General features: G+C 51.0%; 20 protein-coding genes. 16 read left to right on the top strand and 4 right to left on the bottom strand.

The window, feature by feature from the left end; all coding sequences use genetic code 11:
- Window positions 1–87: 87 nt before the first annotated feature.
- A complete protein-coding gene (pdxS, locus tag AC16KF_RS09630) occupies window positions 88–975 on the bottom strand; it encodes a pyridoxal 5'-phosphate synthase lyase subunit PdxS (RefSeq protein ID WP_484037099.1) in 888 nt (295 codons plus the stop codon).
- 251 nt (window positions 976–1,226) lie between these two features.
- Between pdxS and AC16KF_RS09625 the strand changes: the two genes are divergently transcribed.
- The 6 genes from AC16KF_RS09625 to AC16KF_RS09600 all read left to right on the top strand — a co-directional run bounded on the left by AC16KF_RS09625 (window position 1,227) and on the right by AC16KF_RS09600 (window position 5,998).
- Entirely contained in the window at window positions 1,227–1,643 is a 417-nt protein-coding gene (locus tag AC16KF_RS09625) for a GntR family transcriptional regulator (RefSeq protein WP_484037098.1), read from the top strand.
- Between the two features lie 72 nt (window positions 1,644–1,715).
- Entirely contained in the window at window positions 1,716–2,663 is a 948-nt protein-coding gene (locus tag AC16KF_RS09620; protein WP_484037097.1) for a slipin family protein, read from the top strand.
- 38 nt (window positions 2,664–2,701) lie between these two features.
- The gene (locus tag AC16KF_RS09615) at window positions 2,702–3,346 is read left to right on the top strand and encodes an SdpI family protein (protein ID WP_484037096.1); all 645 of its coding nucleotides are present in this window, start codon (window positions 2,702–2,704) and stop codon (window positions 3,344–3,346) included.
- A gap of 52 nt (window positions 3,347–3,398) precedes the next feature.
- Entirely contained in the window at window positions 3,399–3,620 is a 222-nt protein-coding gene (locus tag AC16KF_RS09610) for a hypothetical protein (RefSeq protein ID WP_484037095.1), read from the top strand.
- 19 nt (window positions 3,621–3,639) lie between these two features.
- The gene (locus tag AC16KF_RS09605) at window positions 3,640–4,419 is read left to right on the top strand and encodes a YhfC family intramembrane metalloprotease (protein ID WP_484037094.1); all 780 of its coding nucleotides are present in this window, start codon (window positions 3,640–3,642) and stop codon (window positions 4,417–4,419) included.
- Between the two features lie 130 nt (window positions 4,420–4,549).
- Complete coding sequence (locus AC16KF_RS09600) at window positions 4,550–5,998, top strand: hypothetical protein (RefSeq protein ID WP_484037093.1); 1,449 nt, start codon at window positions 4,550–4,552, stop codon at window positions 5,996–5,998.
- A gap of 579 nt (window positions 5,999–6,577) precedes the next feature.
- Here AC16KF_RS09600 and icd read toward each other — a convergent pair.
- On the bottom strand, window positions 6,578–8,134 hold the full coding sequence (icd, locus tag AC16KF_RS09595; protein ID WP_484037092.1) for an NADP-dependent isocitrate dehydrogenase: 1,557 nt from the start codon (window positions 8,132–8,134) through the stop codon (window positions 6,578–6,580).
- 241 nt (window positions 8,135–8,375) lie between these two features.
- Window positions 8,376–8,651, bottom strand: a complete 276-nt coding sequence (locus AC16KF_RS09590; protein WP_484037091.1) for an antitoxin — start codon at window positions 8,649–8,651, stop codon at window positions 8,376–8,378.
- A 131-nt stretch (window positions 8,652–8,782) separates the two neighbouring features.
- Between AC16KF_RS09590 and AC16KF_RS09585 the strand changes: the two genes are divergently transcribed.
- The 9 genes from AC16KF_RS09585 to AC16KF_RS09545 all read left to right on the top strand — a co-directional run bounded on the left by AC16KF_RS09585 (window position 8,783) and on the right by AC16KF_RS09545 (window position 17,007).
- Window positions 8,783–9,853 carry an amidohydrolase family protein gene (locus AC16KF_RS09585; RefSeq protein WP_484037090.1) on the top strand — a complete coding sequence of 357 codons (1,071 nt, stop codon included), beginning with the start codon at window positions 8,783–8,785 and terminating at the stop codon, window positions 9,851–9,853.
- Window positions 9,850–10,188, top strand: a complete 339-nt coding sequence (locus AC16KF_RS09580) for a cytochrome C biogenesis protein (RefSeq protein WP_484037089.1) — start codon at window positions 9,850–9,852, stop codon at window positions 10,186–10,188. The genes AC16KF_RS09585 and AC16KF_RS09580 overlap by 4 nt, the downstream gene beginning before the upstream one ends.
- A gap of 151 nt (window positions 10,189–10,339) precedes the next feature.
- Entirely contained in the window at window positions 10,340–11,566 is a 1,227-nt protein-coding gene (locus AC16KF_RS09575; protein ID WP_484037088.1) for a TolB-like translocation protein, read from the top strand.
- 180 nt (window positions 11,567–11,746) lie between these two features.
- Window positions 11,747–12,724, top strand: a complete 978-nt coding sequence (gene pyrB, locus AC16KF_RS09570) for an aspartate carbamoyltransferase (RefSeq protein ID WP_484037087.1) — start codon at window positions 11,747–11,749, stop codon at window positions 12,722–12,724.
- A gap of 84 nt (window positions 12,725–12,808) precedes the next feature.
- Window positions 12,809–13,648 carry an orotidine-5'-phosphate decarboxylase gene (gene pyrF, locus AC16KF_RS09565; protein WP_484037086.1) on the top strand — a complete coding sequence of 280 codons (840 nt, stop codon included), beginning with the start codon at window positions 12,809–12,811 and terminating at the stop codon, window positions 13,646–13,648.
- Window positions 13,649–13,747: 99 nt separating this feature from the next.
- Complete coding sequence (locus tag AC16KF_RS09560; protein ID WP_484037085.1) at window positions 13,748–14,818, top strand: ATP-binding protein; 1,071 nt, start codon at window positions 13,748–13,750, stop codon at window positions 14,816–14,818.
- An 86-nt stretch (window positions 14,819–14,904) separates the two neighbouring features.
- Window positions 14,905–15,843, top strand: a complete 939-nt coding sequence (locus AC16KF_RS09555; RefSeq protein WP_484037084.1) for a D-2-hydroxyacid dehydrogenase — start codon at window positions 14,905–14,907, stop codon at window positions 15,841–15,843.
- A 109-nt stretch (window positions 15,844–15,952) separates the two neighbouring features.
- Complete coding sequence (gene pyrE, locus AC16KF_RS09550; protein WP_484037083.1) at window positions 15,953–16,561, top strand: orotate phosphoribosyltransferase; 609 nt, start codon at window positions 15,953–15,955, stop codon at window positions 16,559–16,561.
- Complete coding sequence (locus AC16KF_RS09545) at window positions 16,561–17,007, top strand: DUF7919 family protein (protein WP_484037082.1); 447 nt, start codon at window positions 16,561–16,563, stop codon at window positions 17,005–17,007. Before pyrE ends, AC16KF_RS09545 begins: the two co-directional genes overlap by 1 nt.
- A 152-nt stretch (window positions 17,008–17,159) precedes the next feature.
- Here AC16KF_RS09545 and AC16KF_RS09540 read toward each other — a convergent pair whose 3' ends face one another.
- Window positions 17,160–17,543, bottom strand: coding sequence for a nucleotidyltransferase family protein (locus AC16KF_RS09540; protein ID WP_484037081.1), 384 nt, complete (start codon window positions 17,541–17,543; stop codon window positions 17,160–17,162).
- A 59-nt stretch (window positions 17,544–17,602) separates the two neighbouring features.
- Here AC16KF_RS09540 and AC16KF_RS09535 point away from each other — a divergent pair, with 59 nt between their 5' ends.
- Window positions 17,603–18,067 carry a YdeI/OmpD-associated family protein gene (locus tag AC16KF_RS09535; protein WP_484037080.1) on the top strand — a complete coding sequence of 155 codons (465 nt, stop codon included), beginning with the start codon at window positions 17,603–17,605 and terminating at the stop codon, window positions 18,065–18,067.
- The last annotated feature ends 48 nt before the right edge of the window (window positions 18,068–18,115 follow it).

Genomic DNA, 18,115 nt, shown 5'->3' with positions numbered 1-18,115 from the left:
CACGTAGACAAGTAAACAAGTACGCAAGGCACAACGTATTTACGTGTTTACCTGTGTGCGTGTCTACCTGTCTACTTGTTTACTTGTTTACCATCCCCTCCCCGCTATCTTCTCACCCTCAGGCATCTGCGACACATTACGTCCGACCATCGCCTCGCCGAGATTCTTGCTGACTTCCGCAAGAATGGATGCATCCTGATAATGCGTCACCGCTTTGACGATGGCATTAGCGCGCTTCGCAGGATCACCGCTCTTGAAAATACCCGAACCGACGAACACGCCGTCCACGCCGAGTTGCATCATCAACGCGGCATCGGCGGGAGTCGCAACTCCGCCCGCGGCAAAATTGACAACGGGCATGCGCCCGAGTTCTTTCGTCTCTTTCACCAATTCATACGGCGCGCCGATCTCTTTTGAATAGCGCATCAACTCTTCGTCAGCCATCGTGGTCAACTTGCGAATATCGCCCAACACGGTCCGCGCGTGACGCACCGCCTCGACCACATCGCCCGTCCCTGCTTCACCTTTCGTGCGGATCATCGCCGCGCCTTCACCCACGCGTCGCAACGCCTCGCCGAGATTACGGCATCCGCACACGAACGGCACAGTGAAGTTATGTTTCAAAATATGATTCGATTCATCGGCGGGCGTCAGCACTTCCGACTCGTCAATGTAATCCACGCCCAGCGACTCAAGAATCTGCGCTTCGACAAAATGTCCGATGCGGCACTTCGCCATCACAGGGATCGAAACCGAATCGATAATTTTCAAAATCAATTCAGGGTCGCTCATACGCGCCACGCCGCCGTCCGCGCGAATATCAGCAGGCACACGTTCAAGCGCCATCACCGCGCACGCGCCCGCATCCTCCGCGATCTTCGCATGTTCCGCCGTCACCACATCCATGATGACGCCGCCCTTCAACATTTGCGCCAGCCCTTTTTTCTCCGTCCACGTACCAGTTTTTACTTCCATTTTTACTCCTTGGATTTCTCGCGCATGGATTTTTTATCCACGCGATGACTTAATCTTTTCATTTTGGATTCTACCACGCAGGACAAAACGCCTCACCCGAAGGGACGGCTGATTCTGCTTCCTGAAAATTTTTCCACGCTTGAGGATTCTCCCTCACCCCATCCCCTCTCCCGCTGGGAGAGGGGATTCTTGCCTCTTGACAAAATCTCCCGAAAGCATACAATTGTGACAATGATACAATTAGTACAATTATGACAAACAAAAAACTCACCCTCCAAATAGATTTCCGCTCGGGCTTGCCGATCTACACGCAGATCGTCAATCAGGTGCAGGCGCAAGTAGCCAGCGGAATTCTCAAACCAGACGATCAACTTCCAACCGTGCGCGCGTTGGCGGAAGAACTGCGCGTCAACTTCAACACGGTTGCGCGAGCGTATCGTATTTTGGATGAAGCGAGAATCATATCCACGCAACAAGGACGTGGGACATTCATTACCGAGATCCCGCCGCCGAAAGTGACGGAACGTCTGCGCAGAGAATCGCTCGAGGCGTTGACGCAACGATACATCGGCGAAGCGCTGAGGCTGGGATTCTCGAAGAGCGAGGTCCGCCAAATGGTTAGCGACCAGCTCAAAGCGTGGAGTGAAGCGAGTAAGTCCGAAGAATAAATCGTAGCAACGAATTTATTCGTCCAGTGAACGACTGAAGTCGTTACTACGGAAGAACTAAAGGAGAATGAAATGGATACAAAATTTATGAAATCAATAGTTGAAAAGAAAAAATCACGGCAAGCAGATCCGCATATCCCGCCAATCGCATGGTTTCTGTTCATCGTCCTGCTGACAGGATTGATCAAGGGAATAATCTATCTTGATCTCATTGGGGCAACAGACCTGCAAATTACGCTGTTCACGTTTCCGATGCTTGTGCTTGCCATGTATGGGTTATTCGCCATCAAAGTGGCGTCACAATGGGAAAAAGCAGTGGTTTTGCGGCTCGGAAAATTCAAAAAACTCGCCGGACCTGGCGCTTTTTGGATCGTCCCAATCGTTGACTCGATTCCAACGTGGATTGATCATCGCGTGATGGTCACGCCGTTTGCCGCGCAGAAAACACTGACGAAAGATACGGTGCCTGTGGATGTGGACGCGGTACTGTTTTGGGTTGTATGGGATGCCGAGAAAGCCGCGCTCGAAGTGGAAAACTATCGCGCCGCTGTTGACTGGGCGGCACAAACAGCTTTGCGCGACATCATCGGTCGCATGATGCTGGCGGATATTCTCGTGGGACGAAGCGTCATTGATAAAGAACTGCAACAAGTGATTGACGAACGCACCACACCCTGGGGCGTGACCGTGCAGTCGGTTGAGATACGCGACATTGTCATCCCGCAGGATTTGGAAGATACCATGTCGCGGCAAGCGCAGGCGGAGCGTGAGCGTCAAGCCCGCGTGATCCTCGGCGAATCGGAGAAGCAGATCGCCGAATCGTTTGCCGAGGCGTCAAAGGCTTACGCGGATAACCCAACCGCCTTGCACCTCCGCGCGATGAACATGCTCTTTGAAGGCTTGAAAGAAAAAGGCGCGCTGGTGATCGTCCCCAGTTCGGCTGTGGACACGATGAATCTCGGCGGACTCAGCGGCGTCGTCTCGATGGCGCAGAATAACTTGCCGAAGGAAAATAAGTAGAGCGAGATACTATATCGCTCTACGAAAGGAAAATCAAAATGTCAACTCGAACAACCATCTTTATTTCTGTCGCCCTTATCGCCATCGCGATACTGGCGGGACTCCTGCTTTGGAGCCGTCTGCCCGATCCCATGCCTGCGCATTGGAATGCGGCAGGCGAGATTGACGGTTATATGTCCAAATTCTGGGGTGTATTTCTCATACCGATCATCAGCATCGCGCTGGCGGGTTTGTTCCTGATCATCCCAAACATTGACCCGCTCAAGGCAAATATCGCCCAATTCCGCGCCACCTTTAACTGGTTCATCGTGGTCTTTGTGGTGTATATGCTCTACGTCTATGCCCTGACCCTCTTTGCCGCGCTCGGAACCTCTTTCAACATGACGCTCATGCTTTTACCAGCGGTCGGACTGCTCTTCATTGGCATAGGCTATTTGATGAACGGAGCAAAACGCAACTTCTTTATCGGCATCCGCACCCCCTGGACACTCTCAAGCGATACGGTCTGGGATGAAACGCATAAACTCGGCTCCAAACTGTTCATGCTGGGCGGTGTGGTCACCATCCTTTGCGCGTTTCTAGGCGAATCAGGGATATGGATCATGCTGGTCGCCATGCTCGGCGCCGCCTTTGCACCGATCGTCTATTCGTATGTGTTGTATCAGCGAGAAACAAAAGCCTAGCCAAACGGAGCGGGACTCCCCCCGCCCCGTTTCACGTGAAACGGAGGCTCACATGAGCGACGAAATCAAACTATGGGAATATCGCGTCCAGACCATCGGAAGTATGTTTGGATCGAAAGATGAAGATATTCAAGAAAAACTCGATGAATGGGGCTTGGAAGGCTGGGAAGCCATCAATGTGTACACACCATACGGAAGCGGTAAGATCACCATGGTCGCCAAACGTCCGCTCACCGAACGCGCGCGGCGGATGCGTTCCATGCCGTCGCAATAAATCATAAGGAGAAAATACTATGTTGACCGCAGCGTATGTTGTAAGTTTTATGGGGATGATCCTGTTGCCTATCATTTTATGGATCGTCTTCACCCGCAAGTACTCGCTCTCATGGAAGTTCGTACTTGCGGGCGGCTTGACCTTTATCGCCTCGCAGATTTTACACATCCCTCTTGTGGTGGGATTGAACAAGTTCCTACAAAACACATCACTCCTGGTTACCGCCATCGTTCTTGGCCTGCTGGCGGGAGTGTTTGAGGAAACGGCGCGTTATATCCTGTTCAAATTCATTTTGAAGAGATCGCGTTCATGGAAGGAAGGCGTGCTGGTCGGCTTGGGTCACGGTGGGACGGAGGCGATCTTGATCGGCCTTTCTGTCGCATTAACGCTTGTAAACATGATCGCCTATAAAAATATAGATCTGTCCACAGTGCCGAGCATCCCGCCTGAACAACTTGAGTTGGCAAAACAGCAAGTGGAAGCGTTCTGGTCCGCGCAGCCTTTCATGGCATTACTGGGATTCTTCGAACGGGTCTTTGCGATGTGTTTGCACGTATGTTTGTCGTTGATAGTGCTGTATGGGCTTACAAAGAAACAAGCCGTTTGGTTCTGGCTGGCTCTGCTATGGCACGCCTTCGTGGACGCGGTCGCTGTGTATGCGGGTCAATCCATCGGCGCTTTACCAACTGAGGGTCTTATCGCCATCTTTGCCGCGATCAGCGTGTGGATCGTTTTCAAGATGAGACCAAAGTTTGAGCAAATTAACGAAGTCGGCGAACAGGAAATAGTCGCAGGGTAGAACAAGACTTCCAAAGCCGAATCAGGTTGAGGCGGGAGGCGAAGCGGGCCATCCATCCAGATAAACAGGATTAATTATTTGTCTATACAAATAATTAATCCGTTCTTTTTATCGAGAGTACAATCAGCGCATGAAAAAATTGTTGCATCCGCTGTTGCTCATTATTTTTGTTTCGACGTTGATCGGCGCGGGCATGTTGCGGCGCGGGCATGAATGGGGCGACGATTGGGCGTGGTATGTGTTGCAAGCAAAAAGTATTGTGGATGGTTCGTTGGATGAATTTATCGAGATCAGCGATTTCACAAATTATCAATCCACAACGCATCTTGGACCACTCGCCTACCCATGGGGCTACCCATTGATCTTGGTTCCTTTTTACGCGCTGAACGGAATCAGCCCGATGACGTTGAAGATTCCCGGGCTACTTTTTTTTGCGGGATTATTAGTTTGCTTGTATCTCTTTGCAAGATCGCGCCTCACGCGGACCGAAAGCCTGATCTTCGTGTCGTTGTTCGCATTCAGCCCAATGTTGTTGGAATTTCTCGATTACATTCTTTCGGATATTCCATTTCTTTTCTTTTCGACACTGACTTTATTTCTCGTAACACAACAAAACGAATCGCGGACACGCTACGCGCTGATCGGCGCGTCTATCTTCTTCACAACCTTCCTGCGCGCTACGGGACTTCTCCTGCTCGGTTGTTTTTTGATGATCGAGTTTTTCAAATTGATTGCCCAACGCAAAGATCGGAACGTCGTCAAACGAATCGTTTTGAACTCCTTTATTGTTTGCGCAGTGTTCGCCGTATTATGGATTGCGAATATGCTGTTATTTCCCGGCGGAGGCGAGTCTTATCTTTCGCAATATAAAAACCTGACCGTTGATCTCGTCATCGGTTTTATTGGCGCATACTTCAAAGTGTACGGCTGGTTTTTCGGTGAGTCGGCAGGATGGCAATACCTTTACTACTTTGTTTTGGCTTTCGCCCTGCTCGGCGCATGGATTCGGCGCCGCGATGAGTTGTACTTTATCATCTTCTTCGCTGTGTGGATGCTTGTTCACATCACTTATCCCTACTGGCAGGGACCGCGATACATCTTCCCGCTTTTGCCTATCTTCATTTACTTTGCATTTCAGGGGATGAAATTTGCAATCGGAAAACTTTCTGATCAGCGCCAAGTAACCGCTCAGCGCGTGATGTACGGTTTTTGGATCGCAATTGCTGGTTATTTCCTTGTTACATCAAGTATCACCTCCATCAATAATGTGCAAACCGGACGAAAGATCAACGGACCGTTCGACCCAATGAGCGTCGAAGTGTACGACTGGGTGGCAAGAAAAACTCCGCCCGACAGTGTGTTGATCTTCTATAAAGCTCGCGTGATGAGATTAATGACAGATCATCCATCGATCATGATCAATCAATGTGACGGGATGCTGAAAGGCGATTATTTGATCCTCAGTAAGAAGGTTGGCAAGAACAACCAAGTTCCGCCGGAGGAAATTGGCGCATGCGATCTTCTTTTGGACAAGGAATTAGAAAATCGAAGATTTGTGATTTACAGGATCGTGAAATAACGCCAAAGCCATCCTAAGAAACGAGAACTTGAGAGCTTATGCTCTTTTTACGTCCTTTTCCCCGTCTATGCTTAACATAAAAAAGGATGTCGCCTTTCGCTTTTTTGCATAACGGCATCCTGTCATACACAATTTAATTGATGGACATGAATGGCACGGCTCTTAAGTGGTACAGCTTCCTAATCGGGGTCGTTATAGATCGTCAAGCAAACCAATCCTGAATTTATCGAAGAAAAGGTCACGATCCGCACGCCGCCAGTATTTAAATCGTATCGCCGCATCCCAGGGTTCTCAGCGGGCGACCTTGATCAACAAGGTCAAGCTCCATTGCTTTCGTTCGGGCTTTTGCCATTCATGTTAACCGCATTATACTTGCGCCTAGTTTCTTTGGTATCAAATGACGGCGCTCGCCCGTATTTATAGGTTCTCAGGACTTCACGAAAGTTCAGGCGACAGTTTGATTTGCTTGGCAAATCGTGTCGCCTACCTTGACGCAGTGCAACTGTTTCAAGGCAGGGGAAGGGCTCAGCACGACATCGTCAACAAAAAAAGTCGGGACTCGCAAGTCCCGACTTTCGTTTACTTCCTCGTTTTCTTTTTCGCAGCCTTCTTCACCAACTTTTTCTTTACCACTTTCTTCGGCGCAGACTTCTTCCCCTTCGGGGACGATGTCACAACCTTCTTCTTCGCCGTGACCTTCGACTTTCCACTTTCCATTCTCTTCGCTGGCGTCTTCTCCATCCACTTGATCACCGCATCGCCAAACTCGGAGCATTTCACTTCCTTTACGTCGCTCATGTGACGGGCAAAATCGAACGTGACGGTCTTCGCCAAAATCGCGCCTTCCATGCCTTTGATGATGAGGTCTGCGGCTTCGGTCCAGCCCATATAGCGGAGCATCATCTCGCCAGAGAGAATCACCGAGCCAGGATTGACTTTATCCAAGTCGGCATATTTCGGCGCGGTGCCGTGTGTCGCCTCGAAGATGGCGTGACCTGTCACATAATTGATGTTCGCGCCTGGGGCGATTCCGATTCCGCCCACTTGCGCGGCGAGCGCGTCGGACAGATAATCGCCGTTCAAGTTCATCGTTGCGATCACATCGAAATCCGCGGGGCGTACAAGCACGAACTGCAACGTCACGTCGGCAATCGAATCTTTCAACAGTAGTTTTGTTTTCCATTTGCCGTCGCCGTGTGTGCCCCACAACTTCAGCGCGTCTTCCACTTCGGCTTTAATCTCCGCTTGTTGCGCGGGCGACATCATCCCAAAACCAGGGTCAACGATCTTCGCGTTATCTTCCACTGAAAGATCGGGCTTGCTTTCTTTGTTGTTGAAGATCCACGTTTCGCGTTCGGTCACAACATCGTTGCGATACTCGCGCTTCGCAAGATCATATGCCCAATCTTTGAACGCGCCTTCGGTGAACTTCATGATGTTGCCTTTGTGCACGAAGTTGATACTGCGACGTTTGTTCAGCAAAGCATAATCAATTGCGGCGCGCACGAGTCGCTCTGTTCCATCAACCGACACAGGCTTGAATCCGATCCCGCTCGAATCGGGGAAGCGGATCTTGGCATATTCTTTTGGAAACGACTCTTTCAGAATCGCCTTGAACTTTGCATTATCTTCCGTGCCGTTGGCGAATTCGATGCCTGCGTAAATATCCTCCGTGTTTTCGCGGAAGATGACCATGTCCACTTTTTCGGGCGTCTTCACAGGCGAAGGCACGCCGTTGAAATATCGCACAGGTCGCAGGCACACGTACAGATCGAGCAGTTTGCGGAGCGCGACGTTCAACGAGCGGATGCCGCCTCCAATCGGGGTCGTGAGCGGTCCTTTAATCCCAACCAAAAATTCGGTGAACGCTTCCACCGTTTCGTCGGGCAACCAACTCTGGAACATCTTATACGACTTCTCGCCCGCGTACACTTCCATCCAATGGATTTTGCGTTTGCCGCCGTATGCTTTTTGTACCGCCGCGTCGAACACACGCGACGATGCGCGCCAAATATCGCGCCCCGTGCCGTCGCCCTCCACGAACGGGATGATCGGATTGTCGGGAACGTTTAACTTCCCATTTTGAATTGAAATCTTTGCCCCACTCGCGGGGACTTTTACGTTTTGATACGCCATCGTTCTTATCTCCTTGCGAAAATTATGGCGGGATTATACACCGCCTCTTGACAGATTCCCCCGCCCGCATAGAATCACGCCGACATGACCAATCGCTTCATCCCCGACCTTCGGCCTGATTCAGTTTCCTCCAACTTTTCATCCCCCTTCAAAAGAGAGCCATCATCGGCTCTCTTTTTTTATCCACTTGACTCCCCTCTCCTTTTAGGAGAGGGGCTGGGGTGAGGTCGCGCTTCACAACCTACTTTTCTGTCAGTCCTCCGCTGGCATATTTATGCAACACGCTGGCAATCAATGTTTGGTAGGGAACACCTTCACGAATGGCGCGTTTTTGTAAACTCGTCAGGTCTTTGGAAGAAATGCGGATGTTGACACGCTTATCCTTCTTGAATGTGGCGCGCGCATACGCTTGATATTTCTCTTTTTGTTCTTTCACACTTTTTGCAGACTTCCACTCATCCTGCCCATACGAGACAAGCAGTTCGAGTTCGTCTTTATCAAGTTTTAGTTCAGTCATTTGTCATTATCCTTGCGTTATCTTGATTTCGATTGTAGCATTTTGTAATCTTCTGGGCAACAACTTGTTCTCAACTTGGAACTTGACACCTGATACTTGAAACCTGAAACCTGGAACCTGGAACCTGACTCATGCTCAAACTCCCTGGCCTAATTGACCCTCACGTCCACGTGCGCGAACCTGGGCAGACCCACAAAGAAGACTGGGACACCGTCACTCAAGCCGCGCTCGCGGGCGGCGTGACGATGATCCTCGCCATGCCGAATACGAAGCCTCCGATATTCGATAATTCGACACTGGATCTGGCTTTATCTGCCGCAAAAGGAAAAGCGCGTTGCGACTACGCCCAATTCCTCGGCGCAGGACCCGACAACGCCGACATCGCCGCATCCCTCGCGCCCAAAGCCGCAGGCTTGAAAATGTACCTCGACTCAACCTTCGGCGAACTCCGCCTAGATGACATGACATTATGGCAGCCGCACTTTGAAAAATTTCCAAAAGAATATCCCATCGTCTTGCACTCCGAATCCCGAACCATGGCGGCAGGGATTCTCTTCGCCGCGATCTATGACCGTCCCGTTCACATCGCGCACGTCTCATTGAAAGAGGAAATCCTCCTCGTCAAAGCCGCCAAAGAACGTGGTATCAAAGTGACGTGTGAAGTGTGTCCACATCATCTATTTCTAACAAAAGACCTGACAGGTTTCCAAAACCTGTCAGGTCTACCACCTGGAAGAAAAGAAGTCCGCCCACGCCTCGCCGCCCAAGAAGATGTAGACGCCCTCTGGCAAAACATGGATGTCATTGACTGCTTCGCCACCGACCACGCCCCTCACACTCTCGCAGAAAAAGATTCCGAGAATCCTCCGCCTGGATTCCCTGGGCTGGAAACATTGCTTCCTTTGTTGCTCACGGCTGTTGACGATGGACGATTGACGATGGACGATGTAATTCAGAAAAGTGTCGTCAACCCGCGCAGAATCTTCCACCTCCCCGAACAACCCGAAACATGGATCGAAGTGGACGAGTCCGCTGAATACGAGATCAAAGCCGAGGAGCAATTCACCCGCTGTGGCTGGACTCCGTTTGAGGGGTGGAAGGTCAAAGGCAAGGTGAGGAAAGTTGTGTTGCGTGGTAAAACTGCTTTTGAAGATGGGAAGGTTTTGGCAGAACAAGGTTATGGAAAGAATGTGAGGCAATGATGCAAAACTTCACCGACGTGAAACTAGAAATTTTCATCCCACAAGATCACGCGATGAAACTCGCCGACGCGCTTTCAGAGATCGGAGTAGGCGTGATCGGAAATTACGACCACTGCGTCGCGTTGACTCCCGTGCGCGGATTTTTTCGCCCGATGGAGGGAGCGAATCCATTTGAAGGGACAGTTGGTCAGATCAGCGAAGTGGCGGAGTATAAAATGGAAGTCAATTGCAAAGGCGAGTTGGTGAATGAGGCGATAAAGGTGATAAAGAGCGTGCATCCCTACGAAGAGCCGTTGATCAATGTCATTCCGCTGGCGAATCATCTTTTCAGATGAGATAAAAGTTTGGAAAGCCGCGTCAGTCTCCCTGTTCGTCCTGAGCCGTGTCGAAGGGACGAACGAACCGATGTAGATAGGTAAAAAAATGAAAAAATTAACCCTCATCCCAATGCTTCTTGCAATAATGGCATGTAGCTTATTCGTTCCAATGTCCCCCGCACCGCCAGCGACAGATACCCTCGTCCCGTTTCCGATTTCGCCCACCGAAACATTGATGGCAGTCTGTACGCCGCCTGCTTGCCGCGCTAATGAAACATATTTCTGCAACGGCGATTGCCCCGGCGGATGCGGTACAGTGTGTGCCACCGTCACGCCAGATGCGGCTTTTGCTCCGCTTGCGGCGGTTGACGGCGCGGGGAAGTGGATCGTCCGCACGGAGGAGAGTCTCGCTTTCCTCGATCCTGCTGGCGTAACATCGGGATTCCTTCTTCAACGGTTCTACGCGCCGGTAATTGATTTTGTTCTTGTGCGCAATGGAAACATCTATTCGTTGACCGACACAGGCGATGCCTCCCTCGAACTCAGGCAGGTGTATCCGCGCGAGCGATTGATCGCTGATTTGGATACGCGGCGTGATGTGGAAGGAAGTCCGCGCATCGCGCCGATATTTTCCTCCGACGGCACGAGCCTCGTTTGGAGCCGCGCCGATAAAGACGGAACGATGACGCGCTCGGTCTTCGTCACTTCGTTGGAAACGGGCGAGAGCCGCGAAGTCTGGCGCACGGAGTTGCCGGAGGAAGCAGCTGGTCATGCGCTCGTTCCGATCTTCTATGATGAGGCGCGGCAGATACTCGTCTACGCGTTGCACACGTTTTACAGCGGCATGACTCCCACGCAAGTCGCTTCGTTGTATCTTGCCGATGTTTCAACGGACACGATCACACCGCTTTGGACTCTCAATCCCGCTGAGATATATGCCGGCGTTTCGGCAACGGTCTCTGCGGATGGACGCCTGCTCGCCTACCTGACCTGGGGCGAACCCCAAGCCGACTTCACCCTGCCATGGACTCTTCACATCCGCGACCTCTCGAACGGATATGAAACAACATACGCTCTGAACGAAACATGGGAAAACGTGGAAGCCCATCTCTTTTCACCCGATAGCAACAAGTTGTTATTCACAGCCTCACGCCGCGACGCGAACGGAGACTATCAAACCGAAATGCTCGTCTTTGATCTGCAAACTCATACATGGAACAGCATTTACACTCCCGATTACGATACCAAACCTTATTTCAACCCGCGCGCATGGACGGACGGCGATTGGCTCATCCTCACCAATGCCGACGACGACTCCACATGGGTCATGCGCCCGAATGGCGAATCACTCACTCAGATCACGCCGCTGGAATGGGTAGGAATGCTTGAAGAGTAGAAAATGTAAATTGAATAGAATCAGCCTCACCCGAAGAAAGAAGCGTGGTTTTTAGTCTGCTAGTCTTCTGGTCTTCTAGTCACTTAGTCTCTAATCTCCAGTCTCCAATCTCTAATTCTCCAATTCTCAGATCTCTGTACCACCACCAATTACAAATTACCAATTACAAAAAGGAGTCCCATGCCAACAAATTCATCCTCCCCTCACCTGCCGTTCGGCGAAAATAAAACTGCCGAGTGGTATGGCAAAGACATTGTGTCGGTCAAACAGTTCAAGCGCGAAGATCTGGAATACGTCTTCGGCGTGGCGCACGAGATGCGCGGAATGGTCGAGCGCGTGGGGACGTTTGATTTGCTCAAAGGAAAAATTTTAGCGAACCTGTTTTACGAACCGTCCACGCGCACATCGTCGTCGTTCACCGCCGCGATGGAACGACTCGGCGGCTCGGTCATCCCGATCAACGAGGTGAAATATTCGTCGGTGACGAAAGGCGAAACGTTGACCGATACCGTGCGCACGCTCGAATGTTATGCCGATGTGATCGTGTTGCGACATCCCGAAACGGGATCGGCGGCGATCGCGGCAAAAGCGATGAAAAAGCCGCTCATCAACGCGGGCGACGGCACGGGCGAACATCCCACACAGGCGTTGCTCGACGCGTTCACGATCAGGGAGGAACTCAAGCAATTCGATGGACTCACCGTCACCATGCTCGGCGATCTGAAATACGGACGCACTGTGCATTCGCTGGCGCGTTTGCTGTCGTTGTTCAATGTGAAGTTGAATTACGTCTCGCCCGATATTTTGAAGATGCCGCAAGAAGTGATGGACGAAGTGAGCGAGAAAGGCATTTCACAAAAAGAATTTTCGTCGCTCGAAAAAGTTTTGCCCGAAACGGATGTGTTGTACGTGACGCGCGTGCAAAAAGAAAGATTTGAAGACCCCGCCGATTATGAAAAGGTCAAGAGCGCATACGTGATCGACCCCGCCATCATGCAAGCCGCGAAACAAAAGATGATCGTCATGCACCCGCTCCCGCGCGTCACCGAGATCAGCATGGATTTCGACGACGATCCACGCGCCGCCTACTTCCGCCAGATGGAATATGGTTTGTATGTGCGAATGGCGTTGTTGGCGATGGTGCTCGGGAAGGCATAGTGTCACGTTCCAAGTTTCACGTTTCAGGTCTACTTGAAACATGGAACTTGAAACATGGAACTCTAAAACATGGAACTCTAAAACATGGAAACTTTTTTTTCTTTTTTGGAAAAGCGCGTGGATGATTGCTCGTCATTGCTCTGTGTGGGACTTGACCCGCACGTCAGCGAGTTGACTTCTCCCAGCGCCGCTTCAGCCCTCGACTTCTGCCTGACTCTCGTTAAGGCGACCGCTCCCTACGCTGCGGCATTCAAACCCAACGCCGCGTTCTTCGAAGTCTTCGGCGCCGAGGGCTGGACCGCGCTCAAGCAAGTCATCGAAGCGATTGACGAAGAATCAAAACGACTCGGCTCGATGATCCCCGTCGTCCTCGACGCGAAACGCGGCGACATCGCCTCCACAGCCGAAGCATACGCAAAGTCTGTGTTTGAATCGCTCGGCGCGCATTGCGTGACGTTGAGTCCGTATCTTGGCAAAGACTCGATTGATCCCTTTTTAAATTATCCAGAGCGAGGCGTGTTCTTGTTGTGCAAAACATCGAATCCAGGTTCAGGTGATTTGCAAGATATATCCGTCGTAGGGGCGGACGGCCGTCCGCCCCTACCGTTACATGAACACGTCGCCCACCTCGCCCAATCATGGAATACCAACAACAACATCGGACTCGTCGTCGGCGCGACGCATGTGGAGGCGCTGAAACGCGTCCGTGCCGCCGCGCCTGATCTGTGGTTCCTCGCGCCTGGCGTTGGCGCTCAAGGCGGGGAGTTGGCGTCCGCTTTGCGAGCAGGCTTACGTCGGGATGGAAGCGGGATGTTGATCCCCGTCTCACGCGGAATCTCGCGGGCAAAGAATCCGAAGTTGGCGGCGGCGGAGATACGAGACCAGATGGTGCAGGTCAAAATGCAATTGACACAGGAAAAATAGCGTAATAAAATGAGTTAACTCACGAAATTACGCCAAAATACGATGCTTTACTCCCGCCTAATCGCCAATAATCTTGTCAGCGACTGTTTCCAAGGTCGTGTGATTATTCTCGTCGGCGCGCGGCAGACGGGTAAAACGACTCTGGCGCAAATGGCGCTGGAGCGGCTCGATGGGCGCAAGGTCCGATTTATCAATGGCGACGATCCGATAGACCGCGAGGCGCTGAACGATAAAAGCCTCGAGAGCCTCACGCGCATGGTGGGAGACGCGGAAGTTCTTTTCGTTGACGAAGGGCAAAAGATAAAAACCATCGGGCAAACGTTGAAACTGCTGGTGGATCATTACGGCGCGCAACGGCAGGTGATCGTTACAGGTTCGTCCACGATCAACCTGCTTGATTCCACGCAGGAGCCGCTGACGGGGAGAAAGTTCGTGTACAACCTGTATCCTCTGGCATTGTCGGAGATCGTTCCCGATGCGGATGTGTTGGAAATTCAAAAAAAATGGACTGACCTGCTTGTGTATGGTTCCTATCCGCGCGTGATCCAGCAGGATTCTTACGAGAGCAAGGCGCGCGAAGTGAGAGAGATCGCCGCCAGTTATTTGTATCGCGACATTTTGGAACTTCAGCAGGTTCGCAACCCTGAGGCTTTGAACAAGCTGGTGCAGGCGCTTGCCTTGCAGATCGGGTCGGAAGTTTCGTACGCCGAACTCGCCCAAACCATCGGCATGGATCGAATCTCCGTCGAACGTTATGTGCAACTGTTGGAGCGCAGTTTTGTTATCTTCCGCCTGCCGCCCTACTCGGGCAACAAAAGAAGGACGCTTTCGAAATTAAGAAAAATCTATTTTTGGGATGTCGGCGTGAGGAACGCGGTCATCCGCAATTTCAATCCGCTGGATTCGCGCGCAGACGGCGGCGCCCTGTTCGAAAATTGGATGATCGCCGAGCGGATGAAAATGAATGAATATCGGCGAAGCCTGAGTTCCTCCTATTTTTGGCGGACGTACGATGGAAGCGAAATTGATTACATCGAGGAGACCAATCAAAATCTTCAAGGCTTTGAATTCAAATTGAAGTTTTCAAAAACGAATCGTTCATTTGAAAAAGCAGGCATACCTGTAACGGTCATGGATGCGGAACGGATCGTGGAATTTCTTTATGGCTGACATGATTCAACTCTTCGATTGATGGTAACTTGCAGCGGAACTACAAGATGAAATCTTGAGCATTAGAAATGAAATCGGAAAACTTAATGGCTAAACTTTTGATCGTATCGGGACATGCCGACAAATATCGGCGTTTGCTTGAAAGGGCGGAATTGCCTGAGTTGAAAATCGTCACTGCAATGAATGCGACGGAAGCCGAGGCGGTTGGTTTGGATTGTGAGATCGTCCTTGGCGAGCCGAAATTGGTCCAGCCGCTTTTGATGAAGATGAAAAACTTGCGCTGGGCGCAATCCATGTATGCGGGCGTGGAGCAGTTTCTCGACCCGTCACTGCGCCGCGATTATATTTTGACGAACGCGCGCGGCGTGTTCGGCGATTTGATGTCTGAGTATGTGTTCGGGTATCTGCTCAATCATGAGCGGCGCATCTTTGAACGCTATCGCGCCCAACAGGAACATCGCTGGGACTCAAGCACAACGGGCATGTTGCGCGGAAAGACGATCGGGTTGCTTGGCGTCGGTTCGATCGGCGCAGTCATTGCAAAGACAGCAAAACATTTTGGAATGAGCGCGCGCGGATATACGCGCGCCAGCGAAGATTGCCCCGATGTGGATGCGTATTATCACGGAAACGATTTAATTGAGTTTGCCAAAGAGTTGGATTATCTAGTCGCCGTCCTGCCGAACACATCGGAGACGCATCGCATCGTGGACGCCTCATTGCTGAACGCCTTGCCCGCGCGCGCGATCTTCATCAACGTTGGGCGCGGCGGCGCAGTGGACGAATCCGCGCTGATCCATGCGCTCGAGTCGAAGCAGATCGCAGGCGCGGCGCTGGATGTGTTTGATCAAGAGCCGCTTCCGAAAGAGCATCCGTTTTGGACGACGCCGAATTTGTTGATGACCTTTCACACGTCCGCGCCCAGTTTGCCCGAGGACATTGTGCGAATCTTCCGTGAGAACTATCAGCGTTACCTGCGCGGCGTGGAATTAAAATACCAAGTTGATTTCGAACGCGGCTATTAGTTTTACAGCGCAAAGTCCGACGCTAGAGAGCGTCTCTTACACCATGGGCGTAGGCGGACGTTCTCTAACGTCCGCCTACCTTGCGCTGTAATATTGAGAAAGGATGCGAATGACTGACACGAACCCAAAACTTCACTCTCTGGCAGATGGTTTACTCGAGGCAGGCTGTATCAAATTCGGCGAGTTCACTCTCAAGTCGGGACTCACGAGTCCCATTTACATTGATCTCCGCCGCATCATCACCCATCCCAAACTTCTCGCGGATATTGCTCAAGCCTATTTGCCAATTCTCTCAACTCTCCAATTCTCTCGCATTGCAGGCTTGCCCTACGCCGCCATCCCCATCGCAACCGCCATCTCCCTCGCGGGAAACTATCCCATGATCTACCCGCGCAAGGAAGCCAAGTCCTATGGCACGAAAGCGGAGATCGAAGGCGAGTATCACGCAGGCGAGACGGTCGTCGTCATTGACGATCTCGCCACCACGGGCGGAAGTAAATTTGAAGCCATCGAAAAATTGACAGGCGCGGGCTTGGTCGTGAAGGATGTCGTCGTGCTGATTGATCGTCAATCGGGCGCGAAAGAGTCGCTGGCGGGGGCGGGATATTCCCTGCACGCGGTGTTGACGATCGGTCAATTGTTGGAGTATTGGGAGGAGACGGGGAAGGTGGAGAAGGATAAAATTGAGGCGACGAGGAAGTTTTTGAAAGACTCATAATGACTTATTTCAAAGATTTATCCCCCTATTCTTACTACGGAAATGAAGAATCGCTCAATATTGGCTGGCTGAGTGCGATAGAAGGTTTTGATATTGGCGATACAACAATTGAGTTTCGAGAAAAACTTTTTAGATTTTGCCTAGATGAAAATATTGTAAAAACCATGCGGGGATTCCATGAATGTGAACTTTGTGGGTTTTCATTCGATGAATGGAGCAGGGATCACCCTGCCTACGGTGATAATGCAAATTGGATGAGCATTGGAAATGGGGAGATACGTATTATAGGAAAAGGCGTGATTTATGCGGTACCCGCTTTGATTTATCATTATGTTGTAGAGCATCATTATATGCCGCCTCAGGAATTTATTGATGCAGTATTGACTGGCCCTCAACCCGGTTCTTTAGAATACAACACTTTATTGCAAAAGTATAAGAGAAGATGAGCTATACCCAAAAACACACCTTCACAGCCACCATCCTCAATGCAGGCGGCGCGTTCGTAAAATAAAAGAACTCGGAGTTTTCAAAAACTCCGAGTTCTGCTTTTGAATTCAGTTGACACTTTCTAAAAACTCTGCCAGCGCGGAGTACTCGCTCATAGTTCATTCCCATCGCGCAAGATGGTTTCTTGCATCGATTTCGTCGCATCTTCAAAAGCGATAAGATCTACGCTGATTTCTGGGTCCAAGCTTTGAAGTAATCCTACTGCCCTGTAGTATTGTCGTCCTGTTAATCCCCAAACAGCAAGATCAACGTCCGAATGGGCATGGAATAAATGCGGGTGAACGATGGAGCCAAACACCACAACTTTCTTTACGTCAAATTCACGCTTAAGAACTAATGCCGTGCGGCTGGCAATCTCGCTGGCTTTCTTAAAGCGCGAATCAGCCTGAGTCCGCGCGACATCCACGCGGCTTCTAAGCGCTTTTCGATACCGCTCCAAATCTGCGGGTGCAAGTGTGCTAAAAGTAAGCGACATTTTTCCTCGTTGAAATTATACACTCATTGTACATGTTAGAATAAACTTACGAGGGACCTATGCCCAACAAACACACCTTCACAGCCACCATATTGAACGCAGGCGGAGGCGGCGCGTTCGTGGACGTTCCCTTCGATGTGGAGAAAGCCTTCGGCGCGAAGAAACCCAAGGTCAAAGCCACGTTTGATGGGGTTCCGTATCGCGGCATGTTGGCGCGCATGGGCACGGACTATCACATCCTGATCATCCTCAAATCCATCCGCGAGCAGATCGGCAAGTCGTTTGGCGATAAGGTGAGAATCACGGTTGAGTTGGATACCGAGCCGCGCGAGGTCGAAGTCCCCAAAGATCTGATGAGAGAATTGAAACAGAATAAGGAAGCCAAAGCGTTCTTTGATAAACTTTCGTACTCGCACAAAAGAGAATATGTGATGTGGATCAACGAAGCGAAAAAGGAAGAGACGTGGCAGAATCGAATCGTCAAGATGATCGAGATGTTGAAACAAGGAAAGAAACGATCATAAGGCGGGATACCCCTTCGACAGGCTCAGGGCAAGCATCCCGCCCCACGG

Source organism: Candidatus Defluviilinea gracilis, assembly GCF_057138825.1.
Note: the sequence above shows the minus strand (reverse complement) of the source record. Positions and strands in the feature narration are given on the sequence as shown.

Bases quoted from the DNA above. Each gene is read 5' to 3' on its own strand.
- AC16KF_RS09620 (WP_484037097.1), top strand. From the start codon at position 1,716: ATGGATACAAAATTTATGAAATCAATAGTTGAAAAGAAAAAATCACGG.
- AC16KF_RS09615 (WP_484037096.1), top strand. From the start codon at position 2,702: ATGTCAACTCGAACAACCATCTTTATTTCTGTCGCCCTTATCGCCATC.
- AC16KF_RS09590 (WP_484037091.1), bottom strand. From the start codon at position 8,651: ATGACTGAACTAAAACTTGATAAAGACGAACTCGAACTGCTTGTCTCG.
- AC16KF_RS09600 (WP_484037093.1), top strand. From the start codon at position 4,550: ATGAAAAAATTGTTGCATCCGCTGTTGCTCATTATTTTTGTTTCGACG.
- AC16KF_RS09575 (WP_484037088.1), top strand. From the start codon at position 10,340: ATGTCCCCCGCACCGCCAGCGACAGATACCCTCGTCCCGTTTCCGATT.
- AC16KF_RS09555 (WP_484037084.1), top strand. From the start codon at position 14,905: ATGGCTAAACTTTTGATCGTATCGGGACATGCCGACAAATATCGGCGT.
- AC16KF_RS09610 (WP_484037095.1), top strand. From the start codon at position 3,399: ATGAGCGACGAAATCAAACTATGGGAATATCGCGTCCAGACCATCGGA.
- pdxS (WP_484037099.1), bottom strand. From the start codon at position 975: ATGGAAGTAAAAACTGGTACGTGGACGGAGAAAAAAGGGCTGGCGCAA.
- AC16KF_RS09585 (WP_484037090.1), top strand. From the start codon at position 8,783: ATGCTCAAACTCCCTGGCCTAATTGACCCTCACGTCCACGTGCGCGAA.
- AC16KF_RS09580 (WP_484037089.1), top strand. From the start codon at position 9,850: ATGATGCAAAACTTCACCGACGTGAAACTAGAAATTTTCATCCCACAA.
- AC16KF_RS09625 (WP_484037098.1), top strand. From the start codon at position 1,227: ATGACAAACAAAAAACTCACCCTCCAAATAGATTTCCGCTCGGGCTTG.
- pyrF (WP_484037086.1), top strand. From the start codon at position 12,809: ATGGAAACTTTTTTTTCTTTTTTGGAAAAGCGCGTGGATGATTGCTCG.
- AC16KF_RS09545 (WP_484037082.1), top strand. From the start codon at position 16,561: ATGACTTATTTCAAAGATTTATCCCCCTATTCTTACTACGGAAATGAA.
- AC16KF_RS09605 (WP_484037094.1), top strand. From the start codon at position 3,640: ATGTTGACCGCAGCGTATGTTGTAAGTTTTATGGGGATGATCCTGTTG.
- AC16KF_RS09540 (WP_484037081.1), bottom strand. From the start codon at position 17,543: ATGTCGCTTACTTTTAGCACACTTGCACCCGCAGATTTGGAGCGGTAT.
- pyrB (WP_484037087.1), top strand. From the start codon at position 11,747: ATGCCAACAAATTCATCCTCCCCTCACCTGCCGTTCGGCGAAAATAAA.
- AC16KF_RS09535 (WP_484037080.1), top strand. From the start codon at position 17,603: ATGCCCAACAAACACACCTTCACAGCCACCATATTGAACGCAGGCGGA.
- pyrE (WP_484037083.1), top strand. From the start codon at position 15,953: ATGACTGACACGAACCCAAAACTTCACTCTCTGGCAGATGGTTTACTC.
- icd (WP_484037092.1), bottom strand. From the start codon at position 8,134: ATGGCGTATCAAAACGTAAAAGTCCCCGCGAGTGGGGCAAAGATTTCA.